Here is a 19597-nt window from a genome sequence, read left to right as displayed (position 1 = left end):
ACAGTTTATGTTGCGAGACGTGGTGCAGGGCCTGCCATGCTGCCTTGTATTGTACTGTTGGCATGCATGCAGATGATGAGACACCGGCCGGTCACGTAAATTGTAAATCCCGCGCCTGAGGTAATGAAAACAGTTTAGAATAAACCCCTCGACTATTCCCAGATTGTTGTTGTGATCGTCACTTTTCCAGGTAGCAAATATGAGTTACACCAGCCGTTTCCGCCCGCTGGTGACCAGCCTCAGGCCATTGAGAAACTGACCCGAGGCATTGAGGGTGGCCTGAAATTCCAGACTTTGCTGGGTGTCACCGGTTCCGGTAAAACCTATACCATGGCCAACGTGATTGCGCGTACCGGCAAACCGGCCATTGTGATGGCGCCTAACAAAACCCTGGCTGCGCAGTTGTATAGCGAGTTCCGTGAGTTTTTCCCCAATAATGCGGTGGAGTATTTCGTCAGTTACTACGATTACTATCAGCCGGAAGCCTATGTGCCTTCGCGCGACCTGTTTATCGAAAAAGATTCCAGCATTAACGACCATATCGAACAGATGCGGCTGTCTGCGACCAAGGCGTTGCTGGAACGCGAAGATGCGGTGATTGTGGCGACAGTCTCTGCCATTTACGGTATTGGTGATCCTGGCGAGTATCACGGCATGGTGCTGCATATCCATCTGGGCAAGAAAATCTCGCAGAAGGATATTGTGGCGCATCTGATCAGTATGCAATATGACCGCAATGACTTTGATTTTGGCCGGGGCTGCTTCCGTGTGCGTGGAGATATTATTGATGTGTTTCCGTCTGAAAACAGTGAAACAGCGGTACGTATCAGCCTGTTTGATGATGAAATCGATAGTATCCAGCTATTTGACCCGCTGACCGGGCAGATTTTCAACAAAATCCATAACTTCCGCATTTTCCCTTCCAGCCATTATGTGACGGCGCGTGAAGCGACCGTGCGCGCCATGGAAACGATTAAAGTGGAACTGCGCGACCGTGTCAGTTTCTTCCTGAGTGAAAACAAGCTGGTGGAAGCGCAACGTATTGAACAGCGCACGCGGTTCGACCTGGAAATGCTGAATGAAATCGGTTTCTGCAAAGGCATTGAAAACTACAGCCGGCATTTGACTGGGCGTAATCCCGGCGATCCACCGCCGACACTGATTGATTATCTGCCTCAACAGGCATTGATGATTATTGATGAAAGCCATGTCACCGTGCCGCAAATTGGTGGCATGTACCTGGGTGACCGTTCACGTAAAGCCAACTTGGTGGATTATGGCTGGCGCCTGCCTTCAGCCATGGATAACCGGCCGCTCAAGTTTGAAGAATTTGAACGCATTATGCGCCAGTGCGTGTTTGTGTCTGCTACGCCGGCGGATTATGAAAAGAACCACCAGCAACAGGTTGTGGAAATGATTGCGCGACCGACCGGGCTGGTGGACCCGGAAATCATTGTCAAGCCGGCCGATACGCAGGTGGATGATCTGCTGGGCGAAATCAGGCAGCGGGTAGCGGTTGGTGAGCGCGTATTGACGACGACACTGACCAAGCGCATGGCAGAGGACTTGACCGACTACCTGACCGAACATGGTGTCAAGGTACGCTACCTGCACAGTGATATTGAAACTGTGGAACGCGTGGAAATTATCCGCGATCTGCGCCTGGGTGAGTTTGATGTGCTGGTGGGCATTAACCTGCTGCGTGAAGGGCTGGATATTCCGGAGGTCTCGCTGGTGGCGGTACTGGATGCCGACAAGGAGGGCTTCCTGCGTTCAGAACGCTCACTGATTCAAACCGCAGGCCGCGCAGCCCGTAACCTGAACGGTAAAGTGATTTTTTACGCCAACAAGATCACCCGCAGCATGAAACTGGCCATGGATGAGGCCGAACGCCGGCGCACTATCCAGCAGGCATTCAATGCCGAGCATGGCATTACGCCCAAAGGCGTCACCAAGCGGATCAAGGACATTATTGATGGCGTTTATGACAAAGATGAAGCACAACGCGAGCGCAAAGCGGCCCAGGAGCAGGCCAGCTACGAAAGCATGAGCGAGAAAGCGCTGACCAAAGAGCTGAAACGTGTAGAAAAAGCCATGCATGATGCGGCTAAAAACCTGGAGTTTGAAAAGGCGGCACAATACCGTGACCAGCTGAAAAAGCTCAAGCTGCAGGCGTTTGGCGCTGAGGTAGATGATTTGAAATGATGAATAGCTATTGAATCACTGGAGGATGGCTGACAAGGATGATGATTTTGCTAAAATTCAATGAAGATTGAAATTTATTTTACAGGCCTGCTGTCAGACAACCGTTAATGATTTGATAACTACAATTGATTTAGGATATGCCCATGAAAAAAATTACAAAAGCAGTATTTCCGGTGGCCGGCTTAGGTACTCGCTTCCTGCCCGCCACCAAAGCCAGTCCCAAGGAAATGTTGCCTGTCGTTGATAAACCACTGATCCAATATGCGGTAGAGGAAGCCGTTGCGGCAGGGATAACAGAGCTGATTTTCATTACCGGCCGTAACAAGCGCTCCATTGAGGATCATTTTGACAAGGCTTACGAGCTGGAGTCCGAACTGGAAGCGGCCAATAAACAGAAACTGCTGAATGTCGTGCACAGTATTTTGCCCAAGGAAGTCAGTTGTATCTTTATCCGCCAGTCCCAGGCACTCGGCCTCGGTCATGCTGTGTTATGCGCCAAGCCAGTGGTCGGCGATGAACCTTTTGCCGTATTGCTCGCGGATGACTTGCTGTGCGGGGATGTTTCCATTACCAGGCAAATGGTGAATGTTTACGAGAAGCATCAATGTTCGATTCTGGGTATTGAAACCGTTGCCCCTGAAGAAACCAGCAGTTATGGCGTGGTGGATGCCGTGCCGGAATCCGATGATTTGCTGGAAGTGAAAGGCATGGTGGAAAAACCAAAGCCGGAAGAAGCACCTTCCAACCTGGCTGTGGTGGGGCGTTATGTATTAACCCCACGTATCTTTGACTGCCTTGAGCACGTTCAACCTGGTAAGGGCGGGGAGATCCAGCTGACGGATGGTATTTCAGCCCTGATGAAATATGAAAAGGTAAAAGCCTACCGCTACAAAGGCAAGCGCTATGATTGCGGCAGCAAGCTGGGCTTTATGCAGGCCAACGTCGAACTGGGTTTGCAACATCCTGAAATTGCTGCCAGCTTTAAAGATTACCTGAAAACACTGAAACTCTAAGAGCAATCATGACCGATCCGCATGCCCAATCTCCTGATCACTGGTTATCGCAGTCTGATATTGTTTTTTCAGTGGCTGAAGTGGAGCAGGCGCTGGACCGTATGGCGAGCGTGCTGCAGGAGAAGCTGTCAGGTCAGCCAGTGATATTACTATGCGTGATGCGTGGTGGCGTTTACCTGGCCGGGCAATTGATGCACAGGTTACAACTGCCGGCCCGGCTTGATTACCTGCAGGCAAACCGTTATCACGGTATAACAGGTAGCGGAATTGTCTGGACTAAATTACCGGAGCTGGATTTGACAGGCCAGACCGTGGTTGTGCTGGACGATATCCTGGATGAAGGTATCACCCTGGCTGAAGTGGTGCATCATTGCCAGCAGGCTGGAGCCAGAGAGGTGGTAACTGCCGTATTGACTGAAAAAGACAATGGCCTGGAAAAGCCTCTGCAGGCGGATGTCATCGGCTTAATTGTCCCGAATCGCTATGTGTTCGGTTGTGGTATGGATGTCTACGGCTGGTGGCGTAATTTGCCGGAAATCAGGGCGTTACGGGAAGCATAATCTGTATTGCGGCACCGTTTTAAATTCTACCTCAGTGTATTGCTCGTTTCTCTCCGGGTGTGATCAGCGAACGGCTAAACAAACGCTGGAAAGCAGTTCGTAAGCTAGTTAGCCTGAATTTCTATACAGATAGGCCTATGTCACATGCAGACAGAGCGATTCCGGCCCTGTCTTTTGGCTTCGTAGCAAGCCTTGTCGGCACGGGATAAGAGGCTTTGAGTGCTGTCGCCGGCCTGAATGGCGGTGATTCCGATAGATACGGTATATCGGAATTCCGGTGCCTGCAGTATGGGGCAGGCGTCAAGAAGCGTGTGCCGGATACGATCCAGTAATTGCCCGGCATTATCTACTTCAATATCAGGCAGCAGAAAAAGAAACTCCTCGCCGCCAATCCGGCCGAAATCATCACCCCGACGTACTGAATGGCCAACCTTACGGGCAAAATCCACCAGCACTGCATCACCACCTGCATGGCCATAGGCATCGTTAATGGATTTGAAGTGATCAATATCCAGTATGGCAACGCAACCCTGAATCCTGTTCGAGACCATGTTGTCCAGGCGTTGCATCATATAACGGCGGTTGGCAATGCCGGTCAGTTCATCGGTTTGCGAGGCCCTGAGAGCCACGTCACGATCGCTGCGCAGCTCGCGGCCTTCCGTCGCCAGTGAAGTGATTTCGACGCCGATATACAACATCCATCCATGCGCATCAACGGTTTCGGTCACCCATATCCAGCGACCATCATGCAGGCTGGTTTCAAAACCACGGAAGGGAAGTTTGCCCCGCCGCGATAGCGCCGATGACAGCCATTTCTCGAAATCGCCGTTGCAGGAGGTGATATGTGTCCCGGTACTGGTTTGCCAACCCCGGCGCATCAGCTCTACCCAGGTCGGATAGTCTTCTTCAGCCAGATGCAGCGCTGCGCGGAAAGCCGGATTGGCGTAATGTAGCCGGTCAGTTTCATCGAAAATGGCGATGGCGTTGCGTGTTTCGTGGATAAGGCTGGGCAGGTTGGGAAGTGTTAATGGCAATTGATCTCACCTCAATAAAAACTGCGATAAGTCGGGAGTATCTATGTGGATGGAGCGATTCAGCATGCCGTTTGCAGCGATGCTTGCCTGTTATTGTAAAGGGAAGAGCTTCTGCTGGCAGTCAATGACTGAGAAATATTTGTAATCTGGCGGAGAAGGGGGGATTCGAACCCCCGATACGCTTTCACGTATGCCTGATTTCGAGTCAGGTACATTCAACCAGCTCTGCCACTTCTCCTGTTTGATTTGCACATAACGGCAATGATCTGGCGACGATTGCCTGGCAAGGGCGCTAGTCTACACTGTGCCGGTAAGGGACATCAATATAAAATTGATGCAGGTATGGTTAGCTGATCGGCAATTCGATATGAATGACCAGGCCGGAGGCCGGTGCAGGTTTGTTGCTCAAGGTCATACGGCCGCCATGCTTTTCCACAATCATGCGCGCAATGGACAAGCCCAAACCGGTGCCACCAGTTTGGCGTGAACGTGAATCTTCCACCCGGCGGAAGGGTTCCAGCACGGTTTCCAGTTCCTGTTCGGGAATGCCAGGACCGTCATCAGAAATCGTGCACAAAATATGTGTCTCTCTGGTTTCCAGCACGAGTGCCGGCGATTGTGCGTAATGAATGGCATTGCCCAGCAGGTTATTGAGACAGCGTGTGAGCAGATGGGCCGACCCCATGATGGTGATGGGGGTAGCAGGCAGGGTTTTGCGAATGGAGTGGCCTGCATCTTCAAAATCATCACATACGGCGGTTGCCAGCGCGGTCAGGTCTACCCGGTTTTTATCGATATGCTCACTGCACAGGCGTGCAAAATCCAGGCCTTCCCGTACCATTTCCTGGGTGGCGGTCAGGTCTTTGATCAGGTCCTGCTTGAGGTCAGTGTCTTTGACTTTTTCCAGACGCAGTCGCAAGCGGGTGAGAGGTGTCTGCAGGTCATGTGCAATCGCACCTAGGATAAAGCCACGCTCCTGCATATGGTTGACAATGCTGCGCTGCATTTCATTAAACGCTTTGGCGGCATGGCGTACTTCGGTGGAGCCTTCATTTTCAGGTAAAGGCGGGTGCTCAATATTGTGGGCTAGCTGCAACGCCGCATTGGCCAGTTTACGCAAGGGCTGGGTGGCCACGGAGGCAACGACCCAGATGATGGTAATGAGCCCCAGCAGAACCAGGAAAATCGTCAACGGACCGCGTTCGGCAGGTGGGTGCGCGGCGGGCGAGCGGTGTCCGCCGTAACGCAGCTGGATCAGGACGGGAGTGCTGTCCTGCAGATGCGTATAGACCATCAGGCAATAGCTCCGGTTGCGGGACTGCGGTGGCCCCAGATTGGATGGTACGGGCGGAGGGCCGTTGCGTTGTGCGCAATTGCCGGCGCGCGTAATGCTGACCAGGTCGGCAATCTCCGGAACCAATAATTCATTCAGGTTGGCTAATTCCAGCGGCAATGGCAGTGATTGTGTATTTGGAGGGGGCGTGACGTTTAGCGTCATGGAACTGCCCATGCGCTTGAAGACATCCTGAATTTCTGAACGCTTCTCGGGAACCGTGACTTCAAGGATACGAATGATGCTTTCCACGCGGTCAAAGGCAAACTGGTCCCGCAGCTGGGATTCATTTTCACGTGAGTCACGCTGTCCCAGTATATTGACGACCATGGCTGTCAGTACAATGCCGATGGCGGTGATAAGGAAAATCCGGACTGACATGGCCCCCAGCAATTTTTTCAACATGGTCAGTTTCCTTTATTTGAGGTAGCGCACATCGGCCGTGAGCAGGTAACCCTCATTGCGCAGCGTTTTGATGATGGCCGGGGTTTTGCTGTCGACTTCGATTTTTTGCCTGAGCCTGCTGATCTGCAAGTCTATGGAGCGGTCAAAGGGGCCAGCTTCGCGGCCATGCATTTCTTCCATGAGCTGGTCCCGGCTAAGGGCACGGTTGGCATGCAACAGCATAAAACGCAAGAACTTGAATTCTGCGTTCGAAAGCGGGATGCTGAGATTGCTCTTATCGATCAGCGTGCGGTTCTGGATATCCAGTGTCCAGTCATTAAAAGCGATATAGCGCAAGATATCACTGTTCAACTCTTCCTGCGGATGCTTGCCTGCGGCGTCTGCCGACATGCGACTGCGCCTGACGACACTGCGGATACGGGAAAGCAATTCCAGTGGCTCAAAAGGTTTGGCCACATAGTCATCTGCACCGGTTTCCAGCCCCATAATCGTATCCAGTGAGCTGGTACGGGCGGTCAGCATGATGATGGGGAGGCGGTGATATTGGGGAGACTCGCGTAATTCCCGGCACAGCTCAATGCCATTACGTTGCGGCATATTAATATCCAGGATCACCACGTCAGGCAGTTTTTGCTGCAGCGCCTGCCACATCTGGGCATGATTGGCGGCTTGCTGGGTACTGAGTTGATTATCGTGCAAAAAATCGCAAAGCAGGTCGCGAATGGCATCGTCATCGTCTACCACCAGTACATGGGTGTCGTGGTTGGTCTCGGTCATTCCTGTGGGTCTCAACGGGTAGCTAAAGGTAATATTTGAGCATAAAAACCGGCCATGGTGGCCGGTTTTATCGCTTACACCCGGGTCGGGTTATTTACGGTGTGGTTTGCCATGATCGCGATGAGGGAAGGCATTTTCATCAAATACTTTTTTCTGGGCATCATTCAGTTGCGCATAGAAAGTACGGATCGCTTTGTCGCGCTGTGCTGTATGGGCATCGCGCGATTTGTCCCAGGCTTCCAGTTTGTCCAGGCGCTCCGGGGTTGTAAGCTTGGCGAAGGCCTGGCGATCAGGATGCTCTGTTTTTACCTCAGGCTTGATTTGATCCTGGTAGGTTTTCCAGGCGTTTTCCTGTGCGGCGGTCAGCTGCAATACGGTGTGTAATCTTTCCTGGTGTTTCTGGAAAAACTCCTGTCTGTGTTCTTGCCAGTTGGCTTTGCTGAAATGCCCTTTGCCGCAACCATGACCCTGATCTGCAAAGGCAGCTCCGGACATTAAAATCAAAGCGCCTGCGATTGCCAGTTTTCTCAGTTTCATCATGTATCCTTTCAATCAACATTGCGAAATTGCAATGTTGACATTAAAACACCCGAATGTATCGGGTGTTTGTCAGGCTGGGTTGGCTGTGTAACGGAATGTATCGGTTTATTCGATACCCTGGCTGGAGAGATAATCCTCATAGTTGCCGGTAAAGTCAACGATGCCATCTGCTTTGATTTCAATAATACGCGTGGCAATGGAACTGACGAACTCACGGTCATGACTGACGAAGAACAGGGTACCTTTGTATTTATCCAGCGCGGTATTCAGCGCTTCAATGGATTCCATATCCATGTGGTTGGTGGGTTCGTCCATGAGCAATACATTGGTTTTTGCCAGCATCAGCTTGCCATACAGCATGCGGCCTTTTTCACCGCCAGACAATACTTTAACGGATTTTTTGGTCGCTTCAGTCGGGAATAGCAAACGTCCCAGCATGCTGCGTACCGTGTTGTCGTCATCGCCTTGCTGGCGTTGCTTGGTCATCCATTCAAACAAGTCTTCGCCTTCTTCAAACTCGTACTCGTGATCCTGGGCAAAATAGCCCAGCTTGGCTTTTTCCGCCCATTTGGCTTCGCCGTGATTGGGCTGTAAATCGCCTGCCAGTGCACGAAGGAATGTGGTTTTACCAATACCGTTTTCACCGATGATGGCGACTTTCTCGCCAGCTTCGAAGATCATTTCCACATTGTTAAACAAAGGCTTGTCAAAACCATGACTCAGTTTTTTGAGCTCTACGGCATTGCGGTGCAATTTTTCTTTATCGTCAAATTCAAAGCGGATAAATGGATATTGACGGCTGGAAGGCTTGAATTCTTCCACCTTGATTTTATCGATTTGCTTGGCGCGGCTGGTAGCCTGCTTGGCTTTGGACGCGTTGGCCGAGAAGCGGCGTACAAAGTCCTGCAAATCAGCAATCTGTTGCTTGGCCTTGGCATTATCCTTGGCTTGCTGATTACGGGCCGCAATACTGGCTTCCATGTAATCATCGTAGTTGCCAGGGTAGGAGGTGATTTTGCCGTAGTCCATATCACAGGTATGCGTGCACACCTGGTTCAGGAAGTGACGGTCATGCGAAATAATCACCATGGTGCAGTCACGATTATTGACCACATCTTCCAGCCAGCGGATGGTGTTAATGTCCAGGTTGTTGGTCGGCTCATCGAGCAGCAATACGTCCGGGTTGGCAAACAAGGCCTGCACCAGCAAAACACGTAATTTCCAGCCTGGTGCGACCGCACTCATTAAACCGTTGTGCTGCTCAATCGGAATCCCTACCCCTAGCAGCAATTCACCGGCGCGTGCTTCAGCGGTATAGCCGTCATATTCGGCAAATACACCCTCAAGCTCGGCTGCACGCATATAGTCATCTTCGGTCGCTTCAAGGTTGGCGTAAATGGCGTCGCGCTCCTGCATGGCTTTCCACATTTGTTCGTGGCCCATCATGACCACGTCCAGTACACGCTGGTCTTCGTAGGCAAACTGGTCCTGTTTCAGGAAAGCCATACGTTCATTCGGATCCAGGCTGACATTGCCACTGGTAGGTTCCAGTACGCCAGCAAGAATTTTCATGAAGGTGGATTTACCACAACCGTTGGCACCAATCAGGCCGTAACGGTTACCGTCGCCAAATTTGACGGAGACATTTTCAAACAGCGGCTTGGAGCCAAACTGCATGGTGATATTGTTTGCAACTAACATGCAAGAACTCTCAATAAGTAATTAACAGAAATGCGCGCTTTCAAGCAGGCGCCATATTATTCAAAACGGTTATAAATCACGACTTCATCCATAGGTAACTGCCCGCTGCGCGGTTTAGCCCCTTCCAGTGCCTTGCCCACGACCACAAACATGACCGGCGTATGATCTGCCGGCAAATTAATCAGCTTGGCCACAGCATCAAAGTCAAAGCCATCCATGGGGCAGGTGTCATACCCCATTTCCTTGGCGGCCAGCATCAGTGTCATCGCAGCCATACCGCCCGAACGCATGCCTTCATCGCGTTCGGCCTGGGCGTGGTCGGTGTAATAGTCATGAATGGCATTGACCAGATAGGTACTGACTTGCTGCGGCGCATGTATCCAGTAGCGGGCAGGGTCTTTCGCCCAGGCTTTGAGGTCTGCCGTCAGCACAATCAGTAATGAGGCATCAGTGACCTGGGCCTGGTTCCAGCTCACTGCCCGGATTTGGTGGCGCAATACCGGATCTGTCACCACCACAAAACGCCAGTGCTGGATATTAAACGCGGTGGGCGCCAGCATGGCTAATGACAGTAATTGCTGAATTTCAGCTTCCGTCATGCGATGGTTGGGATCGTAGGCTTTAATGGAACGACGTTCCTGTATGGCTTGTGATACGTTCATTTGGTTTTTAATAATCGATCTTTAAAATATCTAACTGCAACGGGCCGGCTGGGCGTTGCCACGTGGTGCTGTCACCAGCCTTGCGTCCTAGCAATGCCTTGGCGACCGGGGAAACATAACTGACTTTCTGTTGTGCGATATCTGCTTCGTCTTCGCCTACAATCCGGAACACATGCTGTTCACCCGCTTCGTCTTCCACTGTCACGGCAGCCCCAAACAGGGCGGTATGGCGTGGCTGTTGCGCAGGATCTACCAATTGTGCAGATTCCAGCCTGGCGACAAAGTAACGCAGGTCACGCTCAATTTCTGCCAGCTTCTGCTGGGCGTTCGGGTCTTCTTTACGTTTTGCATGCGTTGCACGCGCATGCTCAAGCGTTTTTACGGTGAATTGTAACTGTTGCAGGCCTTGCGGCGTCACGTAGTTGACATGCGGACTAAGCGGGCGCTCTGGTAAATCGGTTCCCGCCAGTTCAAGGTCATCTTCTTTTACAAATCCACGGCTCATGTTGTTAATTGATGCCTGCTAGAAATAATTCAAGCCCAGCGCAGCTTTCACTTCATCCATGGTTTTTGCCGCCACTTCACGGGCCTGTTCAGTACCTTCACGTAATAACTGCAAAATATAACCTTTGTCGTTGGCCAATTCGGCACGACGGGTGCGGATTGGTTCCAGCATTTCCTGCAACACGGCTTCCAGGCGTTTTTTCACAATGCTATCTGCTAGGCCACCGCGGGTATAGTGCGCTTTCAGTTCGGCAACGGCGGCTTTATCGGTATCAAATGCATCCAGGTAGGTAAAGGCAATATTGCCTTCCACATGGCCTGGATCCTCAATTTTCAGGTGCAACGGGTCGGTATAGACCCGCTTTACGGCCTTGGTTACTTCATCGGCGGTTGCACCCAGGTTAATGACATTGCCCAGCGATTTACTCATTTTTGCTTTACCATCAATGCCGGGCAAGCGGCCAATTTCCGGGACCAGGGCCTTGGTTTCGACCAGGATTTCTTCCTTGGTGCCTGGTTTTTTGTACTGGCGGTTAAAGCGGCGCACGATTTCGTTGGTTTGCTCAATCATCGGGATCTGGTCTTCACCCACGGGGACCAGCGTGGCCTTGAATGCGGTAATATCCGCTGCCTGGCTGACAGGGTAGGTGAGGAAGCCGGCCGGAATGTCACGTTCGAAATCGCGCAGGCGGATTTCTTCCTTCACAGTTGGGTTTCTTTCCAGGCGCGCGACGGTGACCAGGTTCAGGTAATAAAACGCCAGTTCAGTCAACTCAGGTACCTGAGACTGGATGAATATGGTGGATAACTTTGGATCTATGCCAACGGCCAGGTAATCCAGCGCCACTTCGACCACATTGCGGTGCACTTTATCAATATCATCCATATTGTCGGTCAGCGCCTGTGCGTCGGCCAGCATCACGTACTGCTTGTATTCGTGCTGGTATTTAACGCGGTTGCGCAAACTGCCGACAAAGTGTCCCAGGTGCAACGGGCCGGTAGGGCGATCGCCGGTGAGGATAATGGATTTTGTGCTCATCGTTTTGTGCTCTGTTTTAATGTGAGTTCGAATCGAATAAAAAAGGGTTATTCCCACTCAATAGTTGCGGGAGGTTTGCCGGAAATATCATAGACCACACGGTTAATACCGCGAACTTCGTTAATAATGCGGTTGGAAACCTTGCCCAGCAGGCTGTAAGGCAACTCAGCCCAATGCGCGGTCATAAAGTCGCTGGTGACCACGGCACGCAAGGCAACCACATAATCATAAGTACGGCCATCGCCCATGACACCAACGGATTTCACGGGCAGGAAAACAGTAAACGCTTGACTGGTCAGGTCATACCAGCTCTTGCCGGTATTTGCGTCTATGGTATTGCGCAATTCTTCGATAAAAATGGCATCGGCCAGACGCAGTAGATCAGCAAACTCTTTTTTCACTTCACCGAGAATGCGTACACCCAGGCCAGGGCCGGGGAAAGGATGGCGATAGACCATCTCGCGTGGCAGGCCGAGTGCCACACCCAATTCGCGCACTTCATCCTTGAACAGGTCGCGCAATGGTTCGAGCAGCTTTAAGCCTAATTGTTCAGGTAACCCGCCGACGTTATGGTGGCTCTTGATGGTGACGGCTTTTTTCGATTTGGCACCACCGGATTCAATCACGTCAGGATAGATCGTGCCTTGGGCGAGGAAAGTGGCCCCTTGATGGCCGGCACCGCTGGCCTTGAGCTTGGCGGCTTCGGCCTTGAATACTTCGACAAACTCACGGCCAATGATTTTACGTTTGGCTTCCGGATCGCTGATACCAGCCAGTTGCCCCATAAATTGCCCGGTGGCATCGACATGGATGACTTTGGCATGCAGGCGACCGGCGAACATTTCCATGACCATTTTGCCTTCGTCCAGGCGCAACAGGCCATGATCAACAAAGACGCAGGTCAGTTGATCGCCAATAGCACGGTGGATTAATGCAGCGGCTACGGAGGAATCCACACCACCGGACAGCCCTAAAATGACCTCTTCCTCACCAACCTGGGCCCTGATTTTTTCAACTGCTTCGGTGATGTAGTCGCCCATGATCCAGTCAGGCTTGGCAGCGCAGATATCCAGTACAAAGCGCTCCAGCATGGCCTGGCCCTGCCTGGTGTGAGTCACTTCCGGATGGAACTGCACTGCATAGAACTTGCGTGTTTCATCAGCCATGGCGGCAATGGGGGTGGTTTCGTTGCTGGCAATGACTTTAAAGCCAGCCGGCAGGCCGGTCACTTTGTCCCCATGGCTCATCCATACATCGAGCAGGCCGTGGCCTTGGTCATTGGTGGCATCCTGGATGTCGCGGAATAGGGCAGAGTGGCCACGGGCGCGCACCTGGGCATAGCCAAATTCACGTTTATGGCCGGCTTCCACTTTGCCGCCCAGTTGCTGTGCCATGGTTTGCATGCCATAACAGATGCCGAGTACGGGCACGCCGAGCTCAAACACGGTTTGCGGTGCCTTGTCAGTTTCTTCTTCATACACGCTGGCATGGCTGCCGCTCAGGATGACGCCATCTGCCCCAAAATTACGGACGAAATCATCGGAAACATCACAGGGGTGAATTTCACAATAGACATGAGCTTCACGGACACGACGCGCAATCAGCTGCGTCACTTGCGAGCCAAAATCAAGAATCAGAATTTTTGAATGCATAAAAGTTTTCAGGTCACTAGAATGAACAAAAGCGCAGCGGTCAGGACTGCTGCGCTTTTGCGTTTAAACGGTCATTAATCAATCCGGTAGTTCGGCGCTTCTTTCGTAATCTGTACGTCATGTACATGCGATTCATGCATGCCTGCACTGGTGATCTGCACAAACCCGGCCTTGCTGCGCATATCTTCAATAGTCGAGCATCCGACATAGCCCATGGAGGCGCGCAGACCACCCATTAACTGGTGTACAACGGCCAGTACACTGCCTTTGTAAGGTACACGGCCCTCAATCCCTTCCGGCACCAGTTTGTCCGCATTAGAGGTGTTGTCCTGGAAATAGCGGTCGGAAGAGCCTTTTTGCATGGCCCCGATCGAGCCCATGCCACGGTAGGACTTGTATGAGCGCCCTTGGTACAACTCGACTTCGCCGGGGGCTTCTTCGGTGCCGGCAAACATGCCGCCCAGCATCACACTGTTGGCGCCAGCCGCAATCGCTTTGGAAATGTCGCCCGAGAAGCGGATGCCGCCATCGGCAATAAACGGCACACCGGACTTTTCCAGTGCTTTGGCTACATTGCTGATCGCGGTGATTTGCGGTACACCCACACCAGCCACGATACGGGTGGTGCAAATCGACCCCGGGCCGATACCGACCTTGACACAGTCAGCGCCGTGATCAACCAGCGCCAGCGCTGCTTCAGCGGTCGCAATATTGCCGCCAATCACCTGCAGTTGAGGATAACGGGTTTTGGCCCATTTGACACGGTCCAGTACGCCTTGGGAGTGACCGTGTGCAGTATCGACCACAATCGCGTCCACACCGGCTTCTACCAGGGCCGCGATACGTTCATCGGTACCATCACCTACACCCACCGCTGCGCCTACACGTAAGCGGCCTTTTTCATCTTTGCAGGCCAGCGGATAATCAGAAGATTTCTGGATATCTTTAACTGTGATCAGGCCCTTGAGTTCATAGTTTTCGCCAACCACCAGCAAGCGCTCCAGGCGATGCTTGTGCAACAGGCCCATGATGTCTTCGCGGCTGGCGCCTTCACGTACAGTGACCAGGCGCGCTTGCGGGGTCATGACGTTGCTGACGGGTTGGTCAAGATTGGTTTCGAAACGCAGGTCACGGTTGGTAACAATGCCGACCACTTTGCCATCTTGCAGCACGGGCAGCCCGGAAATCTTGTGTTGCTGGGTAATATGCATGACTTCACGCACGGTCATGGCCGGATGAATGGTGACCGGGTCGATCACGACGCCGGATTCAAAGCGTTTGACACGGGAAACACGTGAGGCTTGCATCTCAATCGTCATGTTTTTATGGATAATGCCCATGCCACCCAGTTGTGCCAGTGCAATCGCCATGCGGGCTTCGGTCACGGTATCCATGGCAGCGGATAACAGGGGGATGTTTAAGGTGATGCTTTTTGTTAGTCTGGTGCTGAGGCTAACGTCGCGGGGCATCACATTGGAATGGGCGGGAACGAGCAAAACGTCGTCAAAGGTAAGAGCTTGTTGCAACAAACGCATGTGGAATCCTTAATCTCCAAAATATAATTATACCGATTTCGTCTTGCCTTGACAAAGCGTTTTGCATTTTTTGCAACCAGTTCGACGGGAGCTGGCATGGTTTATGCATATCTTTTCCGAATGATAAAGGCACGCGTGTGCCGTGGAAGCAGGAATCTTAAAGTGAGACTGGTCAGGGTTGTTCAGGAAATAGCGTTTATTGCATGCTTGCTACACGTGCCGGCGCATGCCGAAATTTATAAATGGCGTGATGCAAAAGGCATTATGAATTACGCTGATACACCACCGCCGGCAGGCCAGCAAAATACCCAGCGTATCAAGGCTACGACGGTCTCCAGTGAATTTCCCCTTACCCGTTCGGACGCTTATAAGGAAGGTGAGAAGCCAGCCGCAGATAAGGGGCTGGCGGCCAATCAGCGCAGGCCGGAAAATTCGCCTGCTGTGGCGAGTGACATGATGGTCAATGAGATGGAAGCACGTATCAGATCGCAAAACTGTGCTGCAGCGCGCTCCAACTATCGTAATTATGCGGTGGGCGGGCGCATGCAGAATGTCAACGAGCAGGGCGAAAAAGAATATTTAACGGATGAGCAGATTCGTGAAGGATTGGCACAAGCGCAGCGGGACATTGACGAAAATTGTCCGGTGGAATAGCGTAGCTGTTCAATTACGTGCGATTTGGATGCCTGGGCTGACCAGTTTTGGCAGCCGTTTTATTTTTTACTGCGGCTGCCCTTAACCTGCGTGCCTCTTTGGCATTGGCGATCAATGGCCGGTAGATTTCGACGCGATCCATGGGTTTTAATACGGTCTCTTTGTGGATGATCTTGCCGAATATGCCTATCTTTGACTCCGTCAGGCAAATGGCTGGAAATCGTTGCAGGATCCCGGAGAGTTCAATTGCTTCCAGTGCAGTCGTGCCGCTATTGACTGCGAGGGAAATAATCACTTGTGCCTGTGGCAATGCATAAGCCACTTCTACCGTGATCACGTCCGTAATATTGTCGGTCATCTGGCGGTCACTTCAAATTCAGTTTATCAGCCTGTTTCACAAAGCTATCGACAAAGGTATTGGCAATATGGCTGAACACCGGGGCAATCATGCGCTCAATCAGGCCGTTGGAAAATACGTATTCCAGCTTAAATTCAATTTTGCAGGCATCTTCACGTAAGGGGATAAAGTGCCAGTGACCGGTCAACTGCTTGAATGGCCCATCTACCAGCGTGATATCCATGCGGCCGGGGAACTGTTTGTGGTTGCGGGTGGTGAAATGCTGGGCGATGCCATGATAGCGGATATGGATGGTCGCCTGGGTGACATTTTCTGTACGTTCAATAATTTCACTGCCGCCACACCAGGGTAAAAAGCCGGGATAATCTTCCACAGCATCTACCAGCTGGAACATTGCCTCACACGAGTGCATGACTAATACGGTTTTTTCTACTTGAGCCATAGGTTTAACTGTAGTGCCGGAACGGAATTGGGTTTTGGGTTAAAATGCTATTTTAAGTGATTTAAGCCAGCAAGCCAGCGTTATGACCATCGCGCAAAATAAAAAAGCGTTTTTTGACTACTTTATTGAAGAGAAGTACGAGGCTGGTATCGTGCTCGAAGGCTGGGAAGTCAAGGCGATCCGCGACAACCGCATCAACCTGAAAGAAGCGTATGTGGTGATTATGCGTGGCGAGTTATACCTGATTGGCTGCCATGTCACGCCATTGGGCGCTGCTTCTACCCATGTGCGGCCTGATGCAATCCGTACCCGCAAGTTATTGCTGCATAACGAAGAAATTGCCAAGCTGATTGGGAAGGTGGAACGTGCCGGTTATACCATTGTGCCACTAGATATGCACTTTACGCGTGGCCGCATCAAGGTGCAGATTGGCTTGGCCAAAGGCAAGAAACAGCATGACAAGCGCGATGTCGAGCGTGAAAAAGACTGGAAGCGCGAACAAAGCCAGTTACTGAAAAACAAGCAGCACGGCCGGTAGTTTCTTGCCTGCCCGGGTGGGGCGCTCAGGCAATGAGTGATTCCAGCACTTGCGGCACAAGTTCGGGTAAATCTTCAGCAATCAATCCTGTTCCAAACAATCTCGCGGCTTCACCATGTATCCATGCGGCGGCGGCTGAGGCTTCCAGCGCAGGCACGCCTTGCGCCAGCAAGCTGGCAATCATGCCAGCCAGCACATCACCAGCGCCGGCAGTGGCCAGGGTTGGTGGTGCATTTTCATTGACAATGACTTTGCCGTCCGGCGCCGCAATGATGCTCTTGGCACCTTTTAACAAGATGACAGCATGGATTTGCCTGCTTGCCGTTAATGCCTGCTGGATTCTCTCATGGAGTTCAATTGTTGGTTTAACACCAAGCAGCCGTTGAAACTCACCGTCATGTGGTGTCAACACGCAGGGACCACTGATGGCCTTGCTTAAACGATCTGCCTGCATGGCAAACGCCGTCAATGCATCGGCATCAATCACCACCGGTTTACCCGTTTGCAGCATGGTGAGCGTGGTCTGGCGAGTTTCTTCCGTGTTATCTGCGCCGGGACCTATCAGAAAAGCGCCGACTCTTTGGTCATCAATCAATGCGTATAACTCAGGCGTGCTGGCATAAGGTTTTGCCATAATGCTGAGCAGTTGGCTGGCATATATGCTGAATGCATGTTCAGGCACGGCAATGGCAGTGATGCCGGCACCACTGCGGGCGGCGGCCAAGCCAGCCAGCCTGGCTGCGCCTGTGACCGGGTACCCTCCCTGTATCAGCACATAGCCACGGCTGTATTTGTGGCTGCTGGCATCTGGTTTTGGCAATAATGATTGCCAGAGTGCGGGGGAGTTTGGCTGGTAGCTGGGCTGATCGTTGGGCATGGGTGAATTGTATGCTTGTGGTGGCGGATTGGCGAGTCAGTGCGAGATTTTATCCTTCTCCTTCATTGTGGGCGAGGGGGCTTTACGGTAAAATGTTCTCCCGTCTGTAACAATCTCAAAGTACCTCATCCATGACCAAATATGTATTCGTAACCGGCGGTGTAGTTTCTTCTCTTGGAAAAGGTATCGCAGCAGCCAGCCTTGGCGCTATCCTCGAATCGCGTGGCATTAAAGTAACCATGCTCAAGCTTGACCCGTATATCAACGTTGACCCCGGCACCATGTCGCCATTCCAGCATGGGGAGGTGTTTGTGACCGATGATGGCGCGGAAACCGACCTCGACCTCGGGCATTACGAGCGCTTTATCAGCAGCAAGATGTCCAAGCGCAATAACTTTACCACCGGCCAGATTTACGAGACGGTGATTAAAAAAGAACGCCGTGGCGAATACCTCGGTAAAACCGTGCAGGTGATTCCACATATTACGGATGAAATTAAATGCCATATCAAACGTGGCGCTGAAGGCGCGGACGTGGCGATTGTAGAAGTCGGCGGCACGGTGGGTGACATTGAATCCCTGCCTTTCCTGGAAGCGATCCGGCAGATGGGCATTGAAGAGGGCAGGAATAACGCCTGTTATATCCATTTGACCCTGCTGCCCTGGATTCCTACCGCAGGCGAACTCAAAACCAAACCCACCCAGCACTCGGTCAAGGAGTTACGCGAAATCGGTATCCAGCCGGATATCCTGATGTGCCGTGCCGAGCGCGAAGTCCCGGAAGACGAAAAACGCAAGATCGCCTTGTTCACCAACGTGGCTTACGAGGCAGTGATTACTGCCATCGACAGCGATTCCATTTACAAAATCCCCGGCTTGCTGCATGCGCAAATGCTGGACGAGATCGTCTGCCATAAACTGAATATCCTGGCGAAAGCGGCTGACCTGTCTGCCTGGCAGAAAATCACCCATGCGGTGGCCAATCCTAAACATCATGTTGATATCGCCTTCGTTGGTAAATATGTAGACCTGACCGAGTCCTATAAATCCCTGACTGAAGCCCTGATTCACGCCGGTATCCATACCGAATCCAAGGTCAAAATCCATTATATTGACAGTGAGGATATTGAAAAGTCCGGCACCGATGCGCTCAAGAATATGGACGCGATCCTGATTCCTGGCGGGTTTGGCGTACGTGGTACCGAAGGCAAGATCGCTGCGATCCGTTATGCACGTGAGAATAAAGTACCTTATCTGGGTATTTGCCTGGGCATGCAACTGGCTGTGATTGAGTTTGCGCGTAACGTGGCTGGCCTGAAAGATGCCAACAGTACCGAATTCAACCCGAATGCACAGCACCAACTGATTGGTTTGATTGATGAGTGGCAGGATGCTTCCGGCAATATCGAAAAACGTGATGAAAACTCAGACTTGGGCGGCACCATGCGCCTGGGTGCACAAAGCTCACCCATTGAGCCAAATACGATTGCGGCGAGCATCTATGGCAGCGAAGTGAACGAGCGTCACCGTCACCGCTATGAAGTCAATAACCATTATGTGGAGCAGTTGAAAGCGGCGGGCCTGGTGGTTTCCGCACGTACGCCACGTGAAGAACTGTGTGAAATGATTGAATTACCGCAGACCGAGCATCCATGGTTTGTCGCCTGTCAGTTCCACCCGGAATTCACCTCCAATCCAAGATACGGCCACCCGTTGTTCAAAGCCTATGTGCAAGCAGCACTGGCACAAAAGAACAAAGGTTAAGAGGA

At 51.9% G+C, this 19597-nt stretch carries 19 protein-coding genes and 1 tRNA gene; 6 read left to right on the top strand and 14 right to left on the bottom strand.

The genetic code is table 11. The features are described 5' to 3' along the window. Positions 1 to 171: 171 nt before the first annotated feature. The 3 genes from uvrB (at position 172) to BLP53_RS04950 (ending at position 3778) form a co-directional block, all read left to right on the top strand. Positions 172 to 2205: an excinuclease ABC subunit UvrB gene (gene uvrB / locus BLP53_RS04960; RefSeq protein WP_091470971.1), complete on the top strand. Its 2034-nt coding sequence runs from the start codon at positions 172 to 174 to the stop codon at positions 2203 to 2205. 143 nt (positions 2206 to 2348) lie between these two features. Continuing rightward, positions 2349 to 3218 (top strand): UTP--glucose-1-phosphate uridylyltransferase GalU, encoded by an 870-nt coding sequence (galU, locus tag BLP53_RS04955; protein ID WP_091470970.1) that lies wholly within the window; start codon positions 2349 to 2351, stop codon positions 3216 to 3218. Positions 3219 to 3226: 8 nt separating this feature from the next. Next, a complete protein-coding gene (locus BLP53_RS04950; protein ID WP_091470968.1) occupies positions 3227 to 3778 on the top strand; it encodes a hypoxanthine-guanine phosphoribosyltransferase in 552 nt (183 codons plus the stop codon). A 140-nt stretch (positions 3779 to 3918) separates the two neighbouring features. On the opposite strand, the gene BLP53_RS04945 is transcribed toward BLP53_RS04950, so the two are convergent. The 11 genes from BLP53_RS04945 to guaB form a co-directional block, all read right to left on the bottom strand. Then, on the bottom strand, positions 3919 to 4812 hold the full coding sequence (locus BLP53_RS04945) for a GGDEF domain-containing protein (protein WP_091470966.1): 894 nt from the start codon (positions 4810 to 4812) through the stop codon (positions 3919 to 3921). 147 nt (positions 4813 to 4959) lie between these two features. Beyond that, positions 4960 to 5050 (bottom strand) — tRNA-Ser (locus BLP53_RS04940). A 108-nt stretch (positions 5051 to 5158) separates the two neighbouring features. Continuing rightward, positions 5159 to 6550, bottom strand: coding sequence for an ATP-binding protein (locus BLP53_RS04935; protein ID WP_091470965.1), 1392 nt, complete (start codon positions 6548 to 6550; stop codon positions 5159 to 5161). Between the two features lie 12 nt (positions 6551 to 6562). Then, complete coding sequence (locus tag BLP53_RS04930; protein ID WP_176755217.1) at positions 6563 to 7327, bottom strand: response regulator; 765 nt, start codon at positions 7325 to 7327, stop codon at positions 6563 to 6565. 90 nt (positions 7328 to 7417) lie between these two features. After that, a complete protein-coding gene (locus BLP53_RS04925) occupies positions 7418 to 7867 on the bottom strand; it encodes a Spy/CpxP family protein refolding chaperone (RefSeq protein WP_245652638.1) in 450 nt (149 codons plus the stop codon). Positions 7868 to 7972: 105 nt separating this feature from the next. Beyond that, on the bottom strand, positions 7973 to 9568 hold the full coding sequence (locus BLP53_RS04920) for an ABC-F family ATPase (protein ID WP_091470960.1): 1596 nt from the start codon (positions 9566 to 9568) through the stop codon (positions 7973 to 7975). Between the two features lie 56 nt (positions 9569 to 9624). Continuing rightward, positions 9625 to 10230, bottom strand: a complete 606-nt coding sequence (locus tag BLP53_RS04915) for a nitroreductase family protein (protein ID WP_091470957.1) — start codon at positions 10228 to 10230, stop codon at positions 9625 to 9627. Between the two features lie 7 nt (positions 10231 to 10237). Further along, positions 10238 to 10735, bottom strand: coding sequence for a GreA/GreB family elongation factor (locus BLP53_RS04910; RefSeq protein ID WP_091470955.1), 498 nt, complete (start codon positions 10733 to 10735; stop codon positions 10238 to 10240). Positions 10736 to 10753: 18 nt separating this feature from the next. Continuing rightward, a complete protein-coding gene (gene trpS / locus BLP53_RS04905) occupies positions 10754 to 11773 on the bottom strand; it encodes a tryptophan--tRNA ligase (RefSeq protein WP_091470952.1) in 1020 nt (339 codons plus the stop codon). Between the two features lie 47 nt (positions 11774 to 11820). Then, positions 11821 to 13425, bottom strand: a complete 1605-nt coding sequence (gene guaA / locus BLP53_RS04900; RefSeq protein WP_091470949.1) for a glutamine-hydrolyzing GMP synthase — start codon at positions 13423 to 13425, stop codon at positions 11821 to 11823. Positions 13426 to 13499: 74 nt separating this feature from the next. Continuing rightward, positions 13500 to 14960 carry an IMP dehydrogenase gene (guaB, locus tag BLP53_RS04895; protein ID WP_091470946.1) on the bottom strand — a complete coding sequence of 487 codons (1461 nt, stop codon included), beginning with the start codon at positions 14958 to 14960 and terminating at the stop codon, positions 13500 to 13502. A 162-nt stretch (positions 14961 to 15122) separates the two neighbouring features. Here guaB and BLP53_RS04890 point away from each other — a divergent pair, with 162 nt between their 5' ends. Continuing rightward, entirely contained in the window at positions 15123 to 15614 is a 492-nt protein-coding gene (locus BLP53_RS04890) for a DUF4124 domain-containing protein (protein ID WP_425412894.1), read from the top strand. 13 nt (positions 15615 to 15627) lie between these two features. Here BLP53_RS04890 and BLP53_RS04885 read toward each other — a convergent pair whose 3' ends face one another. Together BLP53_RS04885 and BLP53_RS04880 are read right to left on the bottom strand one after the other, a co-directional pair. Continuing rightward, positions 15628 to 15972: an RnfH family protein gene (locus BLP53_RS04885; RefSeq protein ID WP_091470942.1), complete on the bottom strand. Its 345-nt coding sequence runs from the start codon at positions 15970 to 15972 to the stop codon at positions 15628 to 15630. A gap of 7 nt (positions 15973 to 15979) precedes the next feature. Beyond that, positions 15980 to 16414 (bottom strand): type II toxin-antitoxin system RatA family toxin, encoded by a 435-nt coding sequence (locus tag BLP53_RS04880; RefSeq protein WP_091470939.1) that lies wholly within the window; start codon positions 16412 to 16414, stop codon positions 15980 to 15982. A gap of 49 nt (positions 16415 to 16463) precedes the next feature. On the opposite strand from BLP53_RS04880, the gene smpB reads away from it, so the two are divergent. Continuing rightward, the gene (gene smpB / locus BLP53_RS04875; protein ID WP_281202963.1) at positions 16464 to 16952 is read left to right on the top strand and encodes an SsrA-binding protein SmpB; all 489 of its coding nucleotides are present in this window, start codon (positions 16464 to 16466) and stop codon (positions 16950 to 16952) included. Positions 16953 to 16977: 25 nt separating this feature from the next. Here the strand turns inward: smpB and BLP53_RS04870 are convergent, their stop codons facing one another. Then, positions 16978 to 17829, bottom strand: a complete 852-nt coding sequence (locus tag BLP53_RS04870) for an NAD(P)H-hydrate dehydratase (protein WP_091470934.1) — start codon at positions 17827 to 17829, stop codon at positions 16978 to 16980. 131 nt (positions 17830 to 17960) lie between these two features. On the opposite strand from BLP53_RS04870, the gene BLP53_RS04865 reads away from it, so the two are divergent. Then, on the top strand, positions 17961 to 19592 hold the full coding sequence (locus BLP53_RS04865) for a CTP synthase (protein ID WP_091470931.1): 1632 nt from the start codon (positions 17961 to 17963) through the stop codon (positions 19590 to 19592). The last annotated feature ends 5 nt before the right edge of the window (positions 19593 to 19597 follow it).

It is taken from the genome of Methylophilus rhizosphaerae (assembly GCF_900100975.1).
In the GTDB taxonomy this organism is placed as follows: Bacteria; Pseudomonadota; Gammaproteobacteria; order Burkholderiales; family Methylophilaceae; genus Methylophilus; species Methylophilus rhizosphaerae.
Note: the sequence above shows the minus strand (reverse complement) of the source record. Positions and strands in the feature narration are given on the sequence as shown.

What these genes read in the sequence shown, in the direction of transcription:
- galU (WP_091470970.1), top strand. Translation starts at nt 2,349, where the DNA reads ATGAAAAAAATTACAAAAGCAGTATTTCCGGTGGCCGGCTTAGGTACT.
- BLP53_RS04950 (WP_091470968.1), top strand. Translation starts at nt 3,227, where the DNA reads ATGACCGATCCGCATGCCCAATCTCCTGATCACTGGTTATCGCAGTCT.
- BLP53_RS04935 (WP_091470965.1), bottom strand. Translation starts at nt 6,550, where the DNA reads ATGTTGAAAAAATTGCTGGGGGCCATGTCAGTCCGGATTTTCCTTATC.
- BLP53_RS04930 (WP_176755217.1), bottom strand. Translation starts at nt 7,327, where the DNA reads ATGACCGAGACCAACCACGACACCCATGTACTGGTGGTAGACGATGAC.
- BLP53_RS04925 (WP_245652638.1), bottom strand. Translation starts at nt 7,867, where the DNA reads ATGATGAAACTGAGAAAACTGGCAATCGCAGGCGCTTTGATTTTAATG.
- BLP53_RS04920 (WP_091470960.1), bottom strand. Translation starts at nt 9,568, where the DNA reads ATGTTAGTTGCAAACAATATCACCATGCAGTTTGGCTCCAAGCCGCTG.
- BLP53_RS04915 (WP_091470957.1), bottom strand. Translation starts at nt 10,230, where the DNA reads ATGAACGTATCACAAGCCATACAGGAACGTCGTTCCATTAAAGCCTAC.
- BLP53_RS04910 (WP_091470955.1), bottom strand. Translation starts at nt 10,735, where the DNA reads ATGAGCCGTGGATTTGTAAAAGAAGATGACCTTGAACTGGCGGGAACC.
- trpS (WP_091470952.1), bottom strand. Translation starts at nt 11,773, where the DNA reads ATGAGCACAAAATCCATTATCCTCACCGGCGATCGCCCTACCGGCCCG.
- guaA (WP_091470949.1), bottom strand. Translation starts at nt 13,425, where the DNA reads ATGCATTCAAAAATTCTGATTCTTGATTTTGGCTCGCAAGTGACGCAG.
- guaB (WP_091470946.1), bottom strand. Translation starts at nt 14,960, where the DNA reads ATGCGTTTGTTGCAACAAGCTCTTACCTTTGACGACGTTTTGCTCGTT.
- BLP53_RS04885 (WP_091470942.1), bottom strand. Translation starts at nt 15,972, where the DNA reads ATGACCGACAATATTACGGACGTGATCACGGTAGAAGTGGCTTATGCA.
- BLP53_RS04880 (WP_091470939.1), bottom strand. Translation starts at nt 16,414, where the DNA reads ATGGCTCAAGTAGAAAAAACCGTATTAGTCATGCACTCGTGTGAGGCA.
- BLP53_RS04870 (WP_091470934.1), bottom strand. Translation starts at nt 17,829, where the DNA reads ATGCCCAACGATCAGCCCAGCTACCAGCCAAACTCCCCCGCACTCTGG.
- BLP53_RS04865 (WP_091470931.1), top strand. Translation starts at nt 17,961, where the DNA reads ATGACCAAATATGTATTCGTAACCGGCGGTGTAGTTTCTTCTCTTGGA.